The organism is Microbacterium sp. NPDC089696 (assembly GCF_044749125.1).
Classification (GTDB): domain Bacteria; phylum Actinomycetota; class Actinomycetes; order Actinomycetales; family Microbacteriaceae; genus Microbacterium.
The window spans coordinates 2048876-2066441 of the sequence record NZ_JBIVHF010000001.1 but is presented as its reverse complement, the minus strand read 5'-3'; the positions used below and the strand labels follow the sequence as shown (position 1 = coordinate 2066441).

General features: G+C 70.0%; 18 protein-coding genes. 12 read left to right on the top strand and 6 right to left on the bottom strand.

The features are described 5' to 3' along the window. Positions 1–15: 15 nt before the first annotated feature. The gene (locus ACIPY8_RS10225) at positions 16–894 is read left to right on the top strand and encodes a DUF402 domain-containing protein (RefSeq protein ID WP_400817578.1); all 879 of its coding nucleotides are present in this window, start codon (positions 16–18) and stop codon (positions 892–894) included. Positions 895–910: 16 nt separating this feature from the next. Here ACIPY8_RS10225 and ACIPY8_RS10220 read toward each other — a convergent pair whose 3' ends face one another. Further along, entirely contained in the window at positions 911–1594 is a 684-nt protein-coding gene (locus ACIPY8_RS10220; RefSeq protein ID WP_400817576.1) for an alpha/beta fold hydrolase, read from the bottom strand. An 87-nt stretch (positions 1595–1681) separates the two neighbouring features. On the opposite strand from ACIPY8_RS10220, the gene ACIPY8_RS10215 reads away from it, so the two are divergent. From ACIPY8_RS10215 to ACIPY8_RS10180, 8 genes are all read left to right on the top strand, one after another. Continuing rightward, positions 1682–2443 (top strand): YebC/PmpR family DNA-binding transcriptional regulator, encoded by a 762-nt coding sequence (locus ACIPY8_RS10215; protein WP_400817574.1) that lies wholly within the window; start codon positions 1682–1684, stop codon positions 2441–2443. A 45-nt stretch (positions 2444–2488) separates the two neighbouring features. Next, entirely contained in the window at positions 2489–3070 is a 582-nt protein-coding gene (gene ruvC / locus ACIPY8_RS10210; RefSeq protein ID WP_400817572.1) for a crossover junction endodeoxyribonuclease RuvC, read from the top strand. Between the two features lie 9 nt (positions 3071–3079). After that, positions 3080–3685 carry a Holliday junction branch migration protein RuvA gene (gene ruvA / locus ACIPY8_RS10205; RefSeq protein ID WP_400817570.1) on the top strand — a complete coding sequence of 202 codons (606 nt, stop codon included), beginning with the start codon at positions 3080–3082 and terminating at the stop codon, positions 3683–3685. Then, positions 3678–4703 (top strand): Holliday junction branch migration DNA helicase RuvB, encoded by a 1026-nt coding sequence (gene ruvB / locus ACIPY8_RS10200; protein ID WP_400817568.1) that lies wholly within the window; start codon positions 3678–3680, stop codon positions 4701–4703. The genes ruvA and ruvB overlap by 8 nt, the downstream gene beginning before the upstream one ends. An 80-nt stretch (positions 4704–4783) precedes the next feature. Continuing rightward, on the top strand, positions 4784–5194 hold the full coding sequence (gene yajC / locus ACIPY8_RS10195) for a preprotein translocase subunit YajC (protein WP_400817694.1): 411 nt from the start codon (positions 4784–4786) through the stop codon (positions 5192–5194). A 52-nt stretch (positions 5195–5246) separates the two neighbouring features. Next, on the top strand, positions 5247–6977 hold the full coding sequence (secD, locus tag ACIPY8_RS10190; protein ID WP_400817566.1) for a protein translocase subunit SecD: 1731 nt from the start codon (positions 5247–5249) through the stop codon (positions 6975–6977). Further along, complete coding sequence (secF, locus tag ACIPY8_RS10185; RefSeq protein WP_400817564.1) at positions 6977–7966, top strand: protein translocase subunit SecF; 990 nt, start codon at positions 6977–6979, stop codon at positions 7964–7966. Before secD ends, secF begins: the two co-directional genes overlap by 1 nt. Before the next feature lie 68 nt (positions 7967–8034). Then, positions 8035–10284: a RelA/SpoT family protein gene (locus ACIPY8_RS10180; protein WP_400817562.1), complete on the top strand. Its 2250-nt coding sequence runs from the start codon at positions 8035–8037 to the stop codon at positions 10282–10284. Here ACIPY8_RS10180 and ACIPY8_RS10175 read toward each other — a convergent pair. From ACIPY8_RS10175 to ACIPY8_RS10165, 3 genes are all read right to left on the bottom strand, one after another. Continuing rightward, a complete protein-coding gene (locus ACIPY8_RS10175; protein WP_400817560.1) occupies positions 10271–10816 on the bottom strand; it encodes a type IV toxin-antitoxin system AbiEi family antitoxin in 546 nt (181 codons plus the stop codon). The genes ACIPY8_RS10180 and ACIPY8_RS10175 overlap by 14 nt on opposite strands. A 70-nt stretch (positions 10817–10886) precedes the next feature. After that, positions 10887–12242: a DUF349 domain-containing protein gene (locus ACIPY8_RS10170; protein ID WP_400817558.1), complete on the bottom strand. Its 1356-nt coding sequence runs from the start codon at positions 12240–12242 to the stop codon at positions 10887–10889. Positions 12243–12331: 89 nt separating this feature from the next. Next, positions 12332–12655 (bottom strand): hypothetical protein, encoded by a 324-nt coding sequence (locus tag ACIPY8_RS10165; protein WP_400817556.1) that lies wholly within the window; start codon positions 12653–12655, stop codon positions 12332–12334. A gap of 109 nt (positions 12656–12764) precedes the next feature. Here ACIPY8_RS10165 and ACIPY8_RS10160 point away from each other — a divergent pair, with 109 nt between their 5' ends. Next, positions 12765–14096: a replication-associated recombination protein A gene (locus tag ACIPY8_RS10160; RefSeq protein WP_400817554.1), complete on the top strand. Its 1332-nt coding sequence runs from the start codon at positions 12765–12767 to the stop codon at positions 14094–14096. 25 nt (positions 14097–14121) lie between these two features. Here the strand turns inward: ACIPY8_RS10160 and ACIPY8_RS10155 are convergent, their stop codons facing one another. Further along, complete coding sequence (locus ACIPY8_RS10155) at positions 14122–15255, bottom strand: ATP-grasp domain-containing protein (protein WP_400817552.1); 1134 nt, start codon at positions 15253–15255, stop codon at positions 14122–14124. Then, positions 15255–16421, bottom strand: coding sequence for a hypothetical protein (locus ACIPY8_RS10150; RefSeq protein ID WP_400817550.1), 1167 nt, complete (start codon positions 16419–16421; stop codon positions 15255–15257). The genes ACIPY8_RS10155 and ACIPY8_RS10150 overlap by 1 nt, the downstream gene beginning before the upstream one ends. Positions 16422–16636: 215 nt before the next feature. On the opposite strand from ACIPY8_RS10150, the gene rpsD reads away from it, so the two are divergent. Together rpsD and ACIPY8_RS10140 are read left to right on the top strand one after the other, a co-directional pair. Continuing rightward, entirely contained in the window at positions 16637–17266 is a 630-nt protein-coding gene (rpsD, locus tag ACIPY8_RS10145; protein ID WP_400817548.1) for a 30S ribosomal protein S4, read from the top strand. A gap of 106 nt (positions 17267–17372) precedes the next feature. Then, the gene (locus ACIPY8_RS10140; protein ID WP_400817546.1) at positions 17373–17561 is read left to right on the top strand and encodes a hypothetical protein; all 189 of its coding nucleotides are present in this window, start codon (positions 17373–17375) and stop codon (positions 17559–17561) included. The last annotated feature ends 5 nt before the right edge of the window (positions 17562–17566 follow it).

Sequence of the window (17566 nt, the reverse complement as noted above, 5' to 3'; positions counted from 1 at the left end):
GGGTACCGTGGCGGGATGCGAACGCCAGTGGGGACGACGGGGATCAGCGCGAGCGGAGGAACGGTCGAGCTGGTCGGCAGACGGGGTGCCGAGTGGGCGCGCGTCGCGACCGGTGGCGCTGGCCTCGCGGAGGCCATCGCGCTTCTGGACACGGCCGAGCAAGGTGCGGCGCATGCCGATCCCGTGTACGACGGGGCCGTCGCGTCCGGCCTTCCCTCGGCGCCGCGCTTCGCCGCCGGTCAGGAGATCCTCTGGCGCTACGGGCGCGTGATCGAGACGGCGCGCGTCGTGCGCGACGACGATCGTGGGCTCGTGGCGTGGACCCCGTCGGCATCCGCACGCCTCGATGCCGTGCCCGCCGACGGGCGCCGTCCGCGGGAGGTGCCGCTCGCACAGCGCTCGCTCGTGCCGTGGCGAGCCGTCGAGAGCACATGGCGCGGACCCGGCATCCTCCGCGTCGCGCCGACGGGGAAGCCCTGGTCGGTGTGGTTCTTCCGCCGCGACGACGGCAGGCCCGACGGCGCGTACGTCAACCTCGAGCTTCCCCATCGCCGCGTCGGGGGAGCGCAGGCGGCGGTGTTCACCCGCGATCTCGTGCTCGACCTGTGGATCGACGCCGCGCACCCGGGAGAGGAGGACGTCTGGCTCAAGGATGCCGACGAGCTCGCCGCGGCGGTCGAGCAGGGACGGTTCACGGCGGAGCAGGCCGAGGCGGTGCGGATGCTCGCCGATCATGCCGCATCCGACTTCATCGTCGACGGCACCTGGCCGCTGGACGAGGGCTGGGCCGACTGGGCGCCGGATGCCGCGGCAGACGTCCCGCTCCGGCTGCCAGCCACCGCGGCGATCGAGGCCGCGCGCCGCAGGTCAGGACGCACGAGCATCGACGGCTGACCACCGGCGAGTGGGGTCAGCCCTTCCGCCGCTGGGCCATCAGCCACTCGTACAGTTCCGGGTTCTCGTACGTCTCGGTCCAGGAGTCGTGGCCCACCCCCGTGTATCGCGTGAACCGCACGTCGGAGCCGAGCGACCGGAGCTCCGTCACGATCTCCTCGGTCATGGAGATCGGAACGACCTCGTCGGCATCGCCGTGGAAGGCCCACACCGGGAGGTCCTGGATGGACGCAGCGCTCTGTCCCCACAGCCCGCCGCAGATCGGCGCGATGGCGGCGAACCGCTCCGGGTACCGCGTCGCGAGCGTCCAGGTCCCGAACCCGCCCATGCTCAGGCCGGTCACGTACACCCGGTCGGGGTCGATCCGGTAGCGCGCGGAGACCTCGTCGAGCAGTCGCGCCAGAACGGTCGGCTCGGAGTCCCACCGGCTCGACTCGGGGCACTGGGGAGAGACCAGCACGAACGGGAACTCGTGACCCGCGTCGGCGAGTGCGGGCGGGCCGTGCAGCGCGGCGAGATCGAGGTCCACTCCGCGTTCGCCGGCGCCGTGCAGGAACAGCACCAGAGGCCATCGGCGAGCCGGATCGTCGTCGTCGTCCGGCAGATGGATCAGGTACCGCAGAGTGTCTGCGGGTGTCGGCTCGCCCTCATGGATCTCGGACGCGCGGTCGATCGGGGTGATGCCTCGGAGTCGTCGCATGAGACCATCCTGCGACACATCCGCCTTTCGATAGACTGGACGACGCGCTGGGCGCGAGCTCACCGCGGATTCGACGAGCGGAGACTTATGTCCGGGCATTCCAAGTGGGCCACGACCAAGCACAAGAAGGCCGTCATCGACGCGCGCCGTGCCAAGTCGTGGGCCAAGCTCATCAAGAACATCGAGGTCGCGGCCAAGCTCGGCGGCCCCGACCTGGCGGGCAACCCCACGCTGTTCGACGCGGTGCAGAAGGCGAAGAAGACCTCTGTCCCGAAGGACAACATCGACCGCGCGGTGAAGCGCGGTGCGGGTATCGGCGGCGAGGCCGTCGAGTACTCCTCGATCATGTACGAAGGCTACGGACCCAACGGCGTCGCCCTCATGATCGAGTGTCTGACCGATAACAAGAACCGCGCGGCGGCCGAGGTGCGCACGGCGCTGAGCCGCAACGGCGGCACGCTCGCCGACCCGGGCAGCGTCGCGTACAACTTCAGCCGCAAGGGCGTCATCGTCGTGAGCTCCGAGGGCACGACCGAGGACGACGTCATGATGGCCGCCCTCGAGGCCGGCGCGGAGGAGATCGAACCGCACGCCGAGGGCTTCGAGATCCTCACCGAGCCGACCGACCTCGTGACCGTGCGCTCGGCGCTGCAGGACGCCGGCATCGACTACGAGTCCGCCGACGTCGAATTCGTCCCGAACCTCAAGGTGGAGATCGACGCCGACACCGCGCGCAAGATCTTCCGTCTCATCGACGCGCTCGAGGACAGCGAGGACGTGCAGAACGTCTTCAGCAACTTCGACCTCACGGCTGACGTGCAGGCCGAGCTCGAGAACGACGAGGACTAGGCGCGCCGACGTCGCAGGGCGCGGAGCGGCGCATAGCCTGGGGGAGTGACCTCCACTCTCCGCGTCCTCGGCATCGACCCCGGTCTGACCCGGTGCGGCGTCGGCATCGTCGACGTGGACCGTGCGCGACGGGGCACGCTCGTCCACGTCGGGGTGATCCGGTCTGCGCCGGACGCGCCGATCGGCGAGCGCCTGGCCGTCGTCGCCGCGGGCATCCGTGAGGTACTGGAGACGCATCGCCCCGACGCCGTCGCCGTGGAGCGGGTGTTCGCCCAGCAGAACACGCACACCGTCATGGGAACGGCGCAGGCGAGCGGCGTCGCACTGCTCCTGGCCGCCGAGGCCGGTCTCCCCGCCGCCACGCACACGCCGAGCGAGGTCAAGGCTGCTGTGACCGGCTACGGCTCCGCGGACAAGAAGCAGGTGCAGGCCATGATCGCGCGGATCCTCCGTCTGGATGCCCCGCCGCAGCCCGCCGATGCTGCGGATGCCCTCGCGATCGCGCTGTGCCACGCCTGGCGGCGAGGGGCGGCGACCGTCGGGGGTGCGGATGCGCTGACCCCGGCGCAGCGCGCCTGGGCCGACGCCGAGCGTGTCGCTCGAACATACGTACGATCCCGCGTCTAGGCTGGGAGGATGATCTCCTCGCTGCACGGCACGGTCCTGCACACGTCCTCCGATCACGTTGTCGTCGACGTCGGCGGTGTCGGCTTCTCTGTGGCCGTCCCGAGCGACGTCGCGCACACCGCGACGGTCGGAGAGCGGCTGCAGCTGCACACGAGCCTGATCGTCCGCGAGGATGCGCTGTCGCTGTACGGCTTCGCCCAGCGCGACGAGCTCGAGATCTTCGGTCTGCTCATCAGCGTCACGGGGGTCGGGCCCAAGTCCGCGCTGGGGGTGCTCTCGCACCTGACGGTCGACCAGATCGCCGAGGCGGTCACGGGGGAGGACGACGCGCCCTTCCGCCGCGTGTCGGGCATCGGCCCGAAGACCGCGAAGCTCATCGTCGTGCAGCTCGCCGGCAAGGTACAGCCGAGCGGCCCGGTGTCGAAGGCGACCGGTTCGGGGGGAACGGACGTCGTCGACCAGGTGACGGCTGCTCTCGTCGGTCTCGGCTGGTCCGAGAAGGTCGCCGCCGAGGCCGCTGCCCAGACGGCGGCGGAGGCCACGGACGCCGAACGTGCCGCGGTCGCTCCGCTGCTGCGACGCACGCTCGCCGCTCTGGGACCCGCGCGTGTCTGACGCCCGCGACGCCACCGAGCCGGTCGACGATGCCGAGCTCGCGATCGAGGGTGCGCTGCGCCCCACGAGCCTGGGTGACTTCGTCGGTCAGCAGAAGGTCCGCGGGCAGCTCCAGCTGCTCCTCGACGCCGCCCGCATCCAGAGCCGACCGCCGGACCACATCCTCCTCGCCGGTCCGCCCGGACTCGGCAAGACGACCCTCGCCATGATCGTGGCGCACGAGAGCGAGCGCCCGCTGCGGCTCTCGAGCGGTCCCGCGATCCAGCACGCCGGCGACCTGGCCGCACTCCTGTCGAGCCTCGTGCCCGGAGAGGTGCTGTTCATCGACGAGATCCACCGGATGGCGCGCTCCGCCGAGGAGATGCTCTATCTCGCGATGGAGGACTTCCGCATCGACATCATGGTGGGCAAGGGCGCCGGTGCGACGAGCATCCCGCTCGAGCTCGCGCCGTTCACCCTCGTGGGCGCCACGACCAGGTCCGGCCTGCTGCCGAATCCGCTGCGGGACCGCTTCGGCTTCACCGGGCACCTGGAGTTCTACGACGAGTCCGAGCTCGAGCAGGTGATCGCCCGCTCCGCCCTCGTGCTCGGCGTCGATCTCCCCGGGGACTCGCTCGCGGAGATCGCCCGTCGCTCACGAGGGACGCCCCGCATCGCGAACCGACTGCTGCGACGTGTGCGCGACTATGCGCTCGTGCACGGCGGGGGAGCGGCGTCGCTCGACGACGTGCGCGCCGCGCTGGAGCTCTACGACGTCGACCCGATCGGACTCGATCGGCTGGACCGGGCGGTGCTCGACGCCCTCGTGCGACGGTTCCGCGGCGGGCCCGTGGGCCTCAGCACCCTCGCGGTCGCGGTCGGCGAGGAGGGCGAGACCGTTGAGAGCGTGGTCGAGCCCTATCTGGTGCGGATCGGATTCCTGGGGCGCACGCCGCGCGGACGGGTCGCCATGCCCGAGGCGTATCAGCATCTCGGCATCCCGCATCCGGACGGGACGCTTCGCCTCGATGACCTATAATCACTGAAGACTTCCCCCCGATAGAACTGTGCGCCCTTGGCTGGTGCGTGCACCTGAGAAAGGCGCTAGCCCTCATGCCCATGGAAATCCTCCTCTTCGGTCTCCTCGCCGTCCTCGTCGTCTTCATGTTCGTCAACGGCCGTCGCCGCCAGAAGCAGATGAAGGCGGAGCAGGAGGAGAAGGCGACCAAGACGGTCCCCGGCGTGAAGGTGCTCCTGCAGGGTGGCATCTACGGCACGATCGTGGCGTACGACCACGACGACCTCGACTCCCCGGCCCTCGTGGAGATCGCACCGGGCACCGTCATCGAGGTGCACAGCCAGGCGATCCTCCGCATCGTCGAGCCGAAGGACCTGACCGACGGCGTCGAGATCGTGGGCGACGACGCCCCGGTCGTGGTCGAGGAGACCCCCGTCGTCGACGACGCTCCCGCCGTCGAGACCCCCGAGGAGACGCGTCGTCGTCTCGACCGGGACGCCGACGACAAGTAACACCCGCTCTCGCAGCACTCGGCACTCCGGCATCTCAGAAAGCTGATCTCACGTGGCCACTTCCTCCCCGGTCCGTCACGCCTGGCGGGTCCTCCTCGGACTCCTCCTGGTGACGGGCATCCTGTTCGGCATCAACGCCCTCGGCGTGTACGTGTTCCAGAAGAGCTCGTGGGCTCCTGAGCTCGCACTCGACCTGCAGGGCGGCACGCAGATCATCCTGAGCGCCGAGACGGAGGACGGCGCCGCGCCGTCGGCCGAGCAGCTCGATCAGGCCGCGGCCATCATCCGCCAGCGCGTCGACGCCTCCGGTGTCGCCGAGGCGGACATCACGACCGAGGGCGGCCGCAACATCGTCGTGCAGATCCCGGGTGCCGCGGACGACCAGACGCGTGAGCGCATCCAGTCCAGCGCGCAGCTGCAGTTCCGCTCCGTGATCTACACCACGGCCGCGACGAACACCTTCGTCGGCGAGGACGGCAACGAGACGGCATACCCGACGCCGGACGACTCGGTGAGCGACACCCCGACGGCTGAGCCGACCGACGCCAGCGACCCCTCCTGGGTCACGGACAAGCTCATGGCGGAGTTCCAGGCGTACGACTGCGCCAACCCGGAGAACGACCCCTCGCGCGAGCCCGCCGACAAGCCGCTCATCGCGTGCGACCCGACCGGCCAGGCCAAGTTCATCCTCGGCCCGACCGAGCTCACCGGCACCGCGATCACCGATGCGACCGCCGGTCGCGACCCGCGCTCCGGTGCCTGGATCGTGCAGCTCACCATGAACGCCGACGGCACGCAGGCCTTCGGCGAGGTCAGCACGCGCCTCAACCAGAACCGCCTCGCGAACCTCTCGCCGCGCGATCAGTTCGCGTTCGTGCTGGACGGCTCCGTCATCAGCGCCCCGCGCATGAACGGCCAGATCCTCGACGGTCGCCCCAGCATCTCGGGCGACTTCACGCAGGAGACGGCCACGACGCTCGCCGACCAGCTGAAGTTCGGTGCGCTGCCGCTCAGCTTCGAGGTGCAGAGCTCCGACACCGTGTCCGCGACGCTCGGTACCCAGCAGCTGCAGATCGGCCTCATCGCCGGGCTCATCGGCCTCGCGCTCGTCGCCGTCTACTCGCTGTTCTCGTACCGCGCGCTCGGGACGGTGATCATCGCGTCGATCGCGGTCATGGCGGTCCTCACGTACATCGTGATCTGCATCCTGGCCTGGCGCCTGGGCTTCCGCCTCTCGCTCGCCGGCGTCGCGGGTCTGATCGTGTCGATCGGATTCACGGCCGACTCGTTCATCGTCTACTTCGAACGCATCCGAGACGAGCTGCGAGACGGCAAGTCGATCACCGCCGCCGTCGAGGACGGCTGGGGGCGCGCCAAGCGCACGATCTACATCTCCAAGTCGATCAACGTGCTCGCCGCCGTCGTGCTCTACATCCTCGCGGACGCGACGGTGAAGGGCTTCGCCTTCACGCTCGGCCTCACCACGATCATCGACGTGCTGATCTTCGTGATCTTCACGCATCCGGTCATGCAGATCCTGGCGCGCACGCGCTTCTTCGGCGGGGGACACAAGCTGTCCGGCCTCGACCCCGAGTCGCTGGGCGCCGTGTACCGCAGCCGGTCGCAGTTCCGGGAGGTCGCCACGGCCACGGCCGGACGGAACGCCAAGAACGCGCGCTCCCGCGGCGAGGCCGACCGTCGCCAGACCATCGCGGAGCGCAAGCGCGCCGAAGCACTCGCCGGTGAGAAACGCACCAGCACCGGAAGTGAGGGGGACGCGTGATGGCTTCCATGAACGAGTTCGGCAACAACCTCTACACGGGCAAGACCTCCTTCCCCTTCGTCGGGAAGCGCCGCCTGTGGTTCATCATCGCGATCGCGCTCGTCGTGGGCTCGGCCCTCGTGCCGCTGATCCGTCCGATCCAGTTCTCGATCGAGTTCACCGGTGGATCGCAGTTCACGGTGCAGGCACCGGACACCACCGACCAGCAGACGGCGACGGACGCCGTGCAGTCGGTCGTCGCCGAGGCCGCGACCAAGGTCGTGGTCGTCAACGGCACCGACATCCGCGTCCAGACCGACCAGATGAGCGCCGCCGAGACGCAGCAGGTGTCCGCGGCCCTCGCCGATGCGTACGGCGTCGAGGCCGATGCGGTCACCTCGTCGTTCATCGGGCCGGCCTGGGGCGAGAACGTCACCAAGCAGTCGCTCTGGGGCCTCGCGATCTTCCTCGCGCTGACCTTCCTCATCCTCGCGATCTACTTCCGGACCTGGAAGATGTCCGCCGCGGCGATCCTCGGTCTGCTCGACGTCCTCGTCATCACGGTCGGCGTCTACGCCCTGGCCGGGTTCGAGATCTCGCCGGCGGCCGTGATCGGGTTCCTCACGATCCTCGCGTACTCGCTCTACGACACGACGGTCGTGTTCGACAAGATCCGCGAGAACACCACGGAGGACGGCGAGAAGTCCTCACGGCTGTTCGGGGAGTCCGTCAACCTCGCCGTGAACCAGACGCTCATCCGGTCGATCAACACGTCGGTCGTCGCAGCGCTGCCCGTCGGAGCGATCCTGTTCATCGGCTCGTTCTGGCTCGGCGCGGAGACGCTCACGGACATCTCGCTGTCGATCTTCGTCGGAATCCTCGTCGCGACCTACTCCACGCTGTTCGTGGCTGCGCCGCTGTACTCGCTGTTCCGCGAGAACGAGCCGCAGATCAAGGCTCGGGACGCGCGGGTGCGCGAGTCGCGCGAGCGCGCGGCCGTCGAGGCCTGATCGATCCCGCTCGGCGGGGCCGCACCCCGCCGAGCACGCGTAAGATGTTGTGATTCGGAGGTGAGCGGATGGCGGAACCGCAGACGACGTCGCAGGGATCGAGCCTGAGACGACTGGTTCCCCGCATCTTCTCCCGTGCGCCCCGGGTCAACGACCTGGACAACCTCCTCCGCACAGTCAGGGCCAACCACCCCAAGGGCGACATCGCGGTGATCGAGCGCGCCTACGCGGTCGCCAAGGAGAAGCACGAGGGTCAGAAGCGTCAGAGCGGCGAGCCGTACATCACGCACCCGCTCGCCGTCGCGCAGATCCTGGCCGAGATGGGCCTGGGTCCGCGGGCGATCGCGGCCGCGCTGCTGCATGACACAGTCGAGGACACCGGCTACGCGCTGACCGATCTCACCGCCGAGTTCGGCGACGAGGTCGCGATGCTCGTGGACGGCGTCACGAAGCTCGACAAGGTCAAGTACGGCGAGAGCGCACAGGCCGAGACCGTCCGCAAGATGATCGTCGCGATGTCGAAGGACATCCGCGTGCTGCTCATCAAGCTCGCCGACCGGCTCCACAACGCGCGCACCTGGGGCTTCGTGCCTCCGGAGAAGGCGGCGAAGAAGGCGAAGGAGACGCTCGAGATCTACGCGCCCCTCGCCAACCGACTCGGCATCCAGGCCATCAAGTCGGAGCTCGAGGACCTCTCGTTCGCGGTGCTGCACCCGAAGATCTACAACGAGATCCACAACCTCATCGCGCAGCGGACCCCGCAGCGCGAGAAGTACCTGGGCCAGGTCGTCGAGGAGATCGACGAGGATCTGCGCGACCTCCGCATCCGCGGTAAGGTCGTCGGCCGCCCCAAGCAGCTCTACTCCGTATACCAGAAGATGGTCGTCCGCGGTCGCGAGTTCGACGACATCTACGACCTGATCGGCATCCGTGTGCTCGTCGCCTCCGTGCGCGACTGCTATGCGGTGCTCGGTGCCATCCACGCGCGGTGGACGCCGCTCCCCGGTCGGTTCAAGGATTACATCGCGACGCCGAAGTTCAATCTCTACCAGTCGCTGCACACGACGGTGATCGGTCCGTCCGGCCGCACGGTCGAGATCCAGATCCGCACGCACGAGATGCACCAGCAGGCGGAGTACGGCGTCGCGGCGCACTGGATGTACAAGGAGCGGATGAACGGCGGCAAGGCCGAGGTGCGCGCCGCCGACCGCGACATGGCGTGGCTCGCCCACATCTCCGACTGGCAGGCCGAGACCGCCGACCCCGGCGAGTTCCTCGACTCGCTGCGCTTCGAGATCGGCGCGAAGGAGGTCTACGTCTTCACGCCGAAGGGCCGCGTGATCGGGCTCCCCGCCGGAGCGACCCCGGTGGACTTCGCCTACGCCGTGCACACCGAGATCGGTCACCGGACGATGGGTTCGAAGGTCAACGGCCGTCTGGTGCCGCTCGAGTCCGAGCTCAAGAGCGGCGACGTGGTCGAGGTCTTCACCTCGAAGAACCCGGATGCCGGCCCCAGCCAGGACTGGCTGGGCTTCGTCAAGAGCACGAGGGCTCGCAACAAGATCCGCGGCTGGTTCACGAAGGAGCGTCGCGAGGAGGCGATCGAGCAGGGCAAGGAGTCCATCGCGCGGGCGATGCGACGGCAGAACCTGCCCCTGCAGCGCCTCATGAGCCAGGACTCGTTCGCCGAGGTCGCCCACCAGCTGCGCTATGAGGACGTCTCGGCGCTCTACGCCGCCGTCGGCGAAGGGCACGTCTCGACGCAGTCCGTGCTCGAGAAGGTCACGGCCCTGGTCGCGGAGAGCGATCCGCCGACGGGCGCGATCGACCTGCCGGAGCGCGTCCCGACGCGGGAGGCCCGTGCGGGGGACTCCGGAGTGCTCGTCCGCGGCGCCGCCGACATCCTCGTGAAGCTCGCGAAGTGCTGCACTCCCGTCCCCGGCGACGACATCGTCGGCTTCGTGACGCGGGGGAGCGGCGTGTCCGTCCACCGGTCGGACTGCGTCAACGTCAAGGCGCTCGCGAGCGAGGAGGACCGCTTCGTCGAGGTGTCGTGGGCGCCGACCACGAAGAGTGTGTTCCGCGTGCAGATCCAGGTGGAGGCGCTCGACCGCTCCGGCCTCCTCTCGGACGTCACGCGGGTGCTGAGCGAGCATCACGTCAACATCCTGTCGGCGACCGTGAGCACCACGGACGAGCGGCTGGCGCTGAGTCGGTTCGTCTTCGAGATGGGGGACGCGGTGCACCTCGACCGTGTGCTCAACGCGGTGCGCCGTATCGACGCGGTGTACGACGTGTATCGGGTCACCTCGTCCTGACGCGGAGCAGTGCCGCGCGTCCCGAGATCTTGCCCGGCACCCGGCCGAGGCCGTCCAGCACGTCGACGGCGTCGGCGACGAGCCGGGGATCGACCTCGGCGAGCCCTATCATCCACGGGCGCAGTCCCGGATCGCGATGCAGGGCGAGGGCGAGGTCGAGCATGGTCCGCAAGGGTGTCATGGTCGTCACTCCTCCGACGATCTGCTGATCCGACAGCGGGATCTGCGCCTCGTGCATCACGACGCGCACGGACAGGACGGGGCGGATCCGGCGGCTGACGGCGCGGCTCACGTGATGTCGGCTCGGGGCCGCGTCACCGGCGCCGTGGATCCAGGCCGCTGTGGGACCCGACGCGGCGGTGCCCGGGGGGATGACCGCGGAGAGGGTCGCGGCGCGCGTCGCGGGACCCTCCACGAGATCGGCGGGGACGAATCCCTCGCCGAGGTCGACGAGGTGGCCGTCGAGGCGAGCGGCACTCAGCTCGGCGATCGTCAGCCTGCCGCCGGGCAGATACAGGAGAGCGGGATGCATCACGCCAGTGTGGCGCAGTGCATCCCGCTCATCGGTGCCGTGCGAGGCTCCTGTGGAGAGCCGACCGCGATCAGCCGCCGAGCGCGCTGAGCCAGGTGCGGCGGGCCTCGAGGGCGTCCGCCGCCTCCTTCGCCGCCTTCTTGTCACCGGACTTCTCGGCCGCGGCCAGCTCGGACTCGAGCTTCTCGATGGCCTCGAGGAGCTGCGAGCTCATGTCGTTGGCACGAGCCTTGGTCTCGGGGTTGTTCTTCTTCCAGTCGACGTCCTCGCGGGCCTTAAGAGCCTGCTCGATCACGCGCAGCCGGTCGTCGAGTGCGCGCTCCTTGTCGCGGGGGAAGATCCGACCGATCTCGTCCCACTGGCGCTGGATGCGGGTCAGCAGGGCGCGAGCGCGCTTGATGTTCGACTCGTCGGCCACGGCCTTGGCCTCCTCGAGGAGGGCCTGACGTGCCTCGATCTTCGGTGCGGAGTCCGCCTCCTCCGCCGCGGCCTGCTCGGCACGGGCGGAGTACAGCGCGTCGCCGGCGGCCTTGAACCGCGCCCACAGGGCGTCGTCCGCCTTCCGTCCGGCGCGTCCCGCGGCCTTCCACTCGTCGAGGAGCGTGCGGTACGCGGGGATGCCGTCGACGCCGCGGGGTGCGAGTGCCTCGGCCCGCTCCACCAGGCGGGACTTGGCGTCCCGTGCGGTCTTGTGGGCGTCATCGAGCTCGGAGTAGAAGGCGCGGCGCGCCTTGTCGACGACCGAGCGCGCGTCACGGAAACGCTTCCAGAGCTGCTGCGAGACGCTCTTCGAGAGGCGCGGTCCGCTCTGCTGCTGCGCCTGCCACGCGTCGAAGAGCTCGCCGAGCTCCGCCGTGACCTGCTTCCACTGGACCTTCGAGAGGTCGCGTGCGGCGATGGCCTCGGCGCGTTCGACGAGAACCGTGCGCTCCGCGACGGCCTGCTCGACGAGCTCCTTCGCCTGCTGCGCCTCCTGGGCCGTGGCCTCGGACAGGGAGGACGTGAGCGCGGTGAGCCGCTCGCGGAGTCCGGCGAGGTCGCCGACGGCCGCGGCGTCCGTCGCCTCGTCGATCAGGTGGCCCGCCTGCTTGACGAGGTCACCCGCCGAGGCGCCGCCGGCGGCATGACGCTGCTCGAGAGCGACGACCTTGAAGGCGATGTCGTCGTACTTGCGCACGAAGTAGGCGAGCGCCTCGTCGGGCGTGCCGTCGGGGTACTGGCCGACGACGCGCCAGGTCTCGCCCTCACGGACCTCGACGGTGCCGTCGTCCGAGACACGGCCCCACTCGGCGGCGTCGGACGTGGGGGTCGGGATCGCGGCGGTGACCGGAGCCACGGCGGCGGGGGTGGGCAGCTTGCGCGGCATGGGCCTGGCCGGCGGGGCCGGGACGGGCGGAGTCGGCTTCGAGGGGTCGGTGGCAGACACGTGATTCTCCTTGCGCGGACGGACCGCGGGAGGCGGAAAGGACGAGAGTCAGCCTAGTACGACGGACGCCCCGGGATGGGGTGGTCGTCTCAGCCGGCGGGTGTCTCGCTCGGCGCGGGCTCCTCGGTGGGCGCCGGCGCGTCCGTCGGGAGGGGCGTCTCGGTGGGGAAGGGTGCGTCGGTCGGCTCGACGCTCGGAGTCGGCTCGGGCTCGGGTGCGGTGACCTGCGCATGCACGACCTGGCTCGCGACAGCGCCGCCCACGATCACGATTCCGGCGATCACGGCGATCGCGTTGTCGCGCACGCGGCGGCGGATCTGACGGTCGTGCCACTCCCTGCGCGCGACGTGGAGCCGCGCGCGCTCCGCCTCGGTGCGCGAACGCTGTGCTCCCTTGGACCCGCGTGCCGCCATGCCCTGCTCCCTCTCCCGACGCGGTCGGGCGCGTCGCCTGAGAGCCTACCGTCGACCGCGTCGCCGTGCGGGACGCCGCGGTGTCGCCGCCCCGCGTTAGCCTGGGATCATGACCTCCGCCGCCGCACTGCTCTCCGGGCAGACGCCCCTCGCCGTGCGCATGCGTCCCGTCTCCCTCGACGAGGTCGCGGGTCAGAAGCACCTGCTCCGCGCCGGCTCGCCGATCGTGGCCCTCGCCGATCCGGCCGCCTCGTCTCCCGGCGCCGTGTCGATCATCCTGTGGGGCCCGCCCGGTACGGGCAAGACGACGCTCGCGCAGGCGATCGCGCGCTCGTCGGGGCGCCGTTTCGTCGAGCTGTCGGCCATCACAGCCGGCGTCAAAGACGTGCGCGAGGTCATGCAGGAGGCGATCACCCAGCGCGACCTCTACGGTCAGACCACCATCCTCTTCCTCGACGAGATCCATCGCTTCACGAAGGCGCAGCAGGACGCGCTGCTGCCCGGCGTCGAGAACGGCTGGGTGATCCTGATCGCCGCGACGACCGAGAACCCCTCGTTCTCGGTGATCTCGCCGTTGCTGTCCCGGTCGCTCCTGCTCACGCTCCAGCCGCTCACCGACGACGACATCGGCACCCTCGTCGATCGCGCCGTCGCCGACGCGCGCGGGTTGAACGGCGCGGTCTCCCTCGCCGATGACGCGCGGGCCGCCCTGATCCGCCTCGCCTCGGGCGACGCCCGCCGAGCCCTGACCGGGCTCGAGGCCGCAGCGGCTGTCGCGATGTCGCAGGCCGACGACGGGGCGACCCCCGAGGTGAGCGCAGACGACGTCGCGCAGGCCGTGGACAAGGCGTTGCTGCGCTACGACCGCCAGGGCGACGAGCACTACGACGTGATCAGCGCCTTCATCAAGTCCATCCGGGGCTCCGACCCCGACGCGGCTCTGCACTACCTCGCGCGCATGATCGAGGCGGGGGAGGACCCGCGGTTCATCGCCAGACGGCTCGTGATCTCCGCCTCGGAGGACGTCGGCCTCGCCGACCCTCAGGCGCTGACGATCGCGGTCGCAGCGGCGGATGCGGTGGCGTTCATCGGCATGCCGGAGGGCCGGATCCCGCTCGCCGAGGCAACCGTCTACCTCGCCACGACCGCGAAGTCCAACGCCGCCTACTCCGGCATCGACGCCGCGATCGCCGACATCCGCGCCGGCGGCTTCGGACGGGTGCCGCTGCATCTGCGTGACGCCCACTATCCGGGGGCCAAGCGGCTCGGTCATGGACGGGGCTACGTGTATCCGCACGACAGCGAGTTCGGCATCCTCCCGCAGCAGTACCTGCCGGACGAGCTGCAGGGACGCCGCTACTACGAGCCCAAGAACCTCGGCGCCGAGCGCGACATCTCGGCGCGGCTCGAGCGCATCCGCCGCATCCTCGACGGGCGCTGACCGCAGGGAGCCGGGCGGATCCGGTTCACGGCAGCGGAAGGTCCTCGCCGTTCCACTCGATGTCGTGGGTCGTCGCGGCGGCGAGCGGGATCCGCTGCCGGAGCGCGGTGAGAGCGAAACCGCCGAGGAGCAGGGCGTAGGCGACGGAGGGCATCGGGTCGTCCCCGGCGTGTACGACATCGCGGATGCCTCGAGCGCCCCGTCTCCGGCGGAGCAGGTTCATCACACGGATCTGCGCGGGCGCGACGGTCTGCGTCGACCCGGACGGCTCCTCGGCGGCGAAGAGCCCGCCGAAGTCGGCGCTCGCGAGACAGTGGATGCCGCTGGTGACCCGCGGATTGCATTCGATGACGGCGATGCGGTCCTCCGCGACGATCGCGTCGAACGAGATGTGCCCCGAGTAGCGGAGGCCCGCCACCGCACGCTCGATCGCCTCCTGGAACCGGGGTTCGTGGACCGGCTGAAACGACGTCAGGACCTCGAACGACGCAGCCGCGGCATCCGCGTACTGCACCGAGGCCAGGACGCGTCCCTCGTGGGCGAAGGCGTAGGCGCAGTGCAGGCGCCCCTCGACGAACTCCTGCGCGACCCAGTGGTCGTCCCCGTGACCGAAGGCGATCGGCGGCCGCAGGCGCCGCGATTCGCGGGCCAGGAGTCGCACGTGCGTCCCGAATCGCGAGAAGCGCCGCTTGAGCACGAGCGTCCGGCTCCGGTCGCTCCGCAGCAGCGCGCCGAGGTCCTCGGCCCCGCGCACGAGTCGTGTCGCGGGCACCGGAACGTCCAGCCGTCCGAGGGTCCGCATGGCCCCGAGCTTGTCGTGGAGCGCGGCGATGTGCGCGAACGACCCCGCGGCGATCCGCACCCCGGGACAGCGCCGCCGCAGCCAGTCGGCGCCTCGCGCGACGAAGAAGGTCTCCTCGCAGGTGGGGACGACGAGGTCGATGTCGTGCGTCTCGATCGCCGTCGCGAGATCCTGCAGGAAGGCAGGGAAGCGGAATCGGGGCGAGCGGATGCGGACGCTCCCGTGGGCGTACCGCGACCAGGCAGCGGGATTCACCGCGACCGACTCGGAGACGTAGACGTCGTGACCGTGCCGACCGAGGTTGCGGACGATGTCGAGGGCCACGAGCGACCGGCCGCCCAGCACGAGCACGCGCATCAGAGTCCCCGGCGCATCATCATCGGCACGACCACCCGCTCGGCGAGCGCCGCGAAGCTGCGCACGAGCGCGGCGCGCCACCGCGGCACGCCGTCGAGCACGACCATGCGGTACTCGATGCGGTTCTTCGCGCCGCGGCTCTTCTTGAACTCCCCGGCGCCCGCGCTGCTGTGGAAGACGAGACCGAGGTCTCGAGCCTTGTCCTGCAGGCGGATGGACAGGATGCGGTAGAGGCCGTCCTCCCGCGGACGGTCGAGGTCGTAGCCGAGCACCGGGGTGGTGAGGACGCCGTTGAGCGCGATGTGGCCGATGACGCCGACCGCCTCCCCGTCCCCACGGGCGAGCACCTCGTAGTCGACGATTCCGGCGTCGTGCGTCCGCGCCATGAACCGAGAGGTGAGCTGCGGGTTGTGGGCCGAGTACTTGTCGACGTAGAGCCGACGGTACAGGTCGGCGGCGCGCACCGGGTCGAGGTCGTCGCGGTGGGGACGGGAGCCGCGGAACCGGTGTTCCGACCGCGCGGCGAGGCGGCGCTCACGACGGAGCACGTGCTCGACACGGCTGCCGAGACCCTCGTACACGTCCTGGACCCAGATGCTGCGGCTGAACAGCGGGAGGTAGCCGAGATCACGCATCCGAGCGTGCAGGGCACCCGTCGTGTCCGCGTTGATCGAGTTCCACACGACGTAGCGCCCCCGGAACCGTGCGGCCACCGCCCTCGTGACCGCCTCGACCGCGGCGGGGGCGAGCGCCGGGTACAGGTTGGTCGACAGCAGCCAGTTGTTGACGTACACGGCCTCGTCTATGCGCGCCATCCGCAGCATCGCCGCCACAGGGAGGAGCGCGATCGCGGCGAGGCGCTCGGCGATGGGCGATCGCAGCTCCCGGAGTTCCGCGCGTGCGTAAGAGACGTAGTGCGCGTACATCGAAGAGGTGTAGGCCGTGTTGGCGTTCGAACGGGCGTCGGGGAGGAAGAGGGGGAGCACGACCGCGTCGTCGACGACGATCGCGAGCATCGTTCCGCGGGCGTTCGCCACCGCCGACGCCACGCCGTCCTCCGCGAGGAGCCGGATGTAGTCGGCGGCCTTCCGCGCGTCCGGGTGAGCGAAGCGCGAAGGGTCGAGCGCGTCGGCCGCCTCGAGGCGGACGTCGACGACCTCTGGCACGAGAGGCATCCTATCCGTCGACGATCGCCGCGATCGGGGGGTCCGCGGGCACCGGAGTCGATCTGTTAGACTTGATCGGCTCGAAACCGAGTTTTCGGGCATCTCCTCGTTCACACCACACCTTGCTGGCGCCCCGGCGTGCGCTCCAAGGCAGGACGCGGTGATACGTCCGCGAGTCGCGAAAGCCGCGACCGCGTCATCGGAAGGACAGCTTCGTGACCACGAAGTCCCAGGACCGCCGCAAGGTCCGTCTCAGCCGCGCCCTCGGCGTGGCCCTCACCCCGAAGGCCGCCCGCTACCTCGAGAAGCGTCCCTACGCTCCGGGCGAGCACGGCCGCACCAAGCGCAAGGCCGACAGCGACTACGCCGTCCGTCTGCGTGAGAAGCAGCGTCTGCGCGAGCAGTACGGCATCCGCGAGAAGCAGATGCGCAACACGTTCAACGAGGCCCGCCGCCAGGACGGCCTGACCGGTGAGAACCTCGTCGAGCTCCTCGAGATGCGTCTCGACGCCCTCGTCGTGCGTTCGGGCTTCGCCCGCACCACCGCGCAGGCTCGTCAGCTCGTCGTGCACCGTCACATCCTCGTCGACGGCCAGCTCGTCGACCGCCCGTCGTTCCGCGTGAAGCCGGGTCAGCTCATCCACGTCAAGCCCAAGAGCGAGGGCACCGAGCCCTTCCAGGTGGCGGCAGCCGGCGGCCACGCCGAGGTGCTTCCCCCCGTTCCCGGCTACCTCGAGGTCGAGCTCGACAAGCTCCAGGCCCGTCTCGTGCGTCGTCCGAAGCGCTCCGAGGTCCCCGTGACCTGTGAAGTGCAGCTCGTCGTCGAGTACTACGCGGCTCGCTGATCACCAGCGGCACAGCAGAGGGCGTCGGGTTCACCCGACGCCCTCTGTCGTTTCCGCCTACGATGGAGAGACCGCGCCTCCGCGGGTCGAACACGAGGATGACGACATGAAGAACGTGCTGTGGTTCCTGATCGGTGTGATCGGCGGCTTCGTCGCGGCGCACTTCATGAACAAGGACCCCCGCGGTCATGACATCCTCGCCGAGGTCGACGCCAGGATCAACGAGTTCACGGGGATCATCGGCGACGCCTATCGCGAGCAGCAGGCCCGACTCTCCGACCCCGCGGACGACTGAGCCTC

Excerpts from the sequence above, each read along its gene's own strand:
- ACIPY8_RS10225 (WP_400817578.1), top strand. The coding sequence starts at position 16 with ATGCGAACGCCAGTGGGGACGACGGGGATCAGCGCGAGCGGAGGAACG.
- ACIPY8_RS10220 (WP_400817576.1), bottom strand. The coding sequence starts at position 1,594 with ATGCGACGACTCCGAGGCATCACCCCGATCGACCGCGCGTCCGAGATC.
- ACIPY8_RS10215 (WP_400817574.1), top strand. The coding sequence starts at position 1,682 with ATGTCCGGGCATTCCAAGTGGGCCACGACCAAGCACAAGAAGGCCGTC.
- ruvA (WP_400817570.1), top strand. The coding sequence starts at position 3,080 with ATGATCTCCTCGCTGCACGGCACGGTCCTGCACACGTCCTCCGATCAC.
- yajC (WP_400817694.1), top strand. The coding sequence starts at position 4,784 with ATGGAAATCCTCCTCTTCGGTCTCCTCGCCGTCCTCGTCGTCTTCATG.
- secF (WP_400817564.1), top strand. The coding sequence starts at position 6,977 with ATGGCTTCCATGAACGAGTTCGGCAACAACCTCTACACGGGCAAGACC.
- ACIPY8_RS10180 (WP_400817562.1), top strand. The coding sequence starts at position 8,035 with ATGGCGGAACCGCAGACGACGTCGCAGGGATCGAGCCTGAGACGACTG.
- ACIPY8_RS10175 (WP_400817560.1), bottom strand. The coding sequence starts at position 10,816 with ATGCATCCCGCTCTCCTGTATCTGCCCGGCGGCAGGCTGACGATCGCC.
- ACIPY8_RS10165 (WP_400817556.1), bottom strand. The coding sequence starts at position 12,655 with ATGGCGGCACGCGGGTCCAAGGGAGCACAGCGTTCGCGCACCGAGGCG.
- ACIPY8_RS10160 (WP_400817554.1), top strand. The coding sequence starts at position 12,765 with ATGACCTCCGCCGCCGCACTGCTCTCCGGGCAGACGCCCCTCGCCGTG.
- ACIPY8_RS10155 (WP_400817552.1), bottom strand. The coding sequence starts at position 15,255 with ATGCGCGTGCTCGTGCTGGGCGGCCGGTCGCTCGTGGCCCTCGACATC.
- ACIPY8_RS10140 (WP_400817546.1), top strand. The coding sequence starts at position 17,373 with ATGAAGAACGTGCTGTGGTTCCTGATCGGTGTGATCGGCGGCTTCGTC.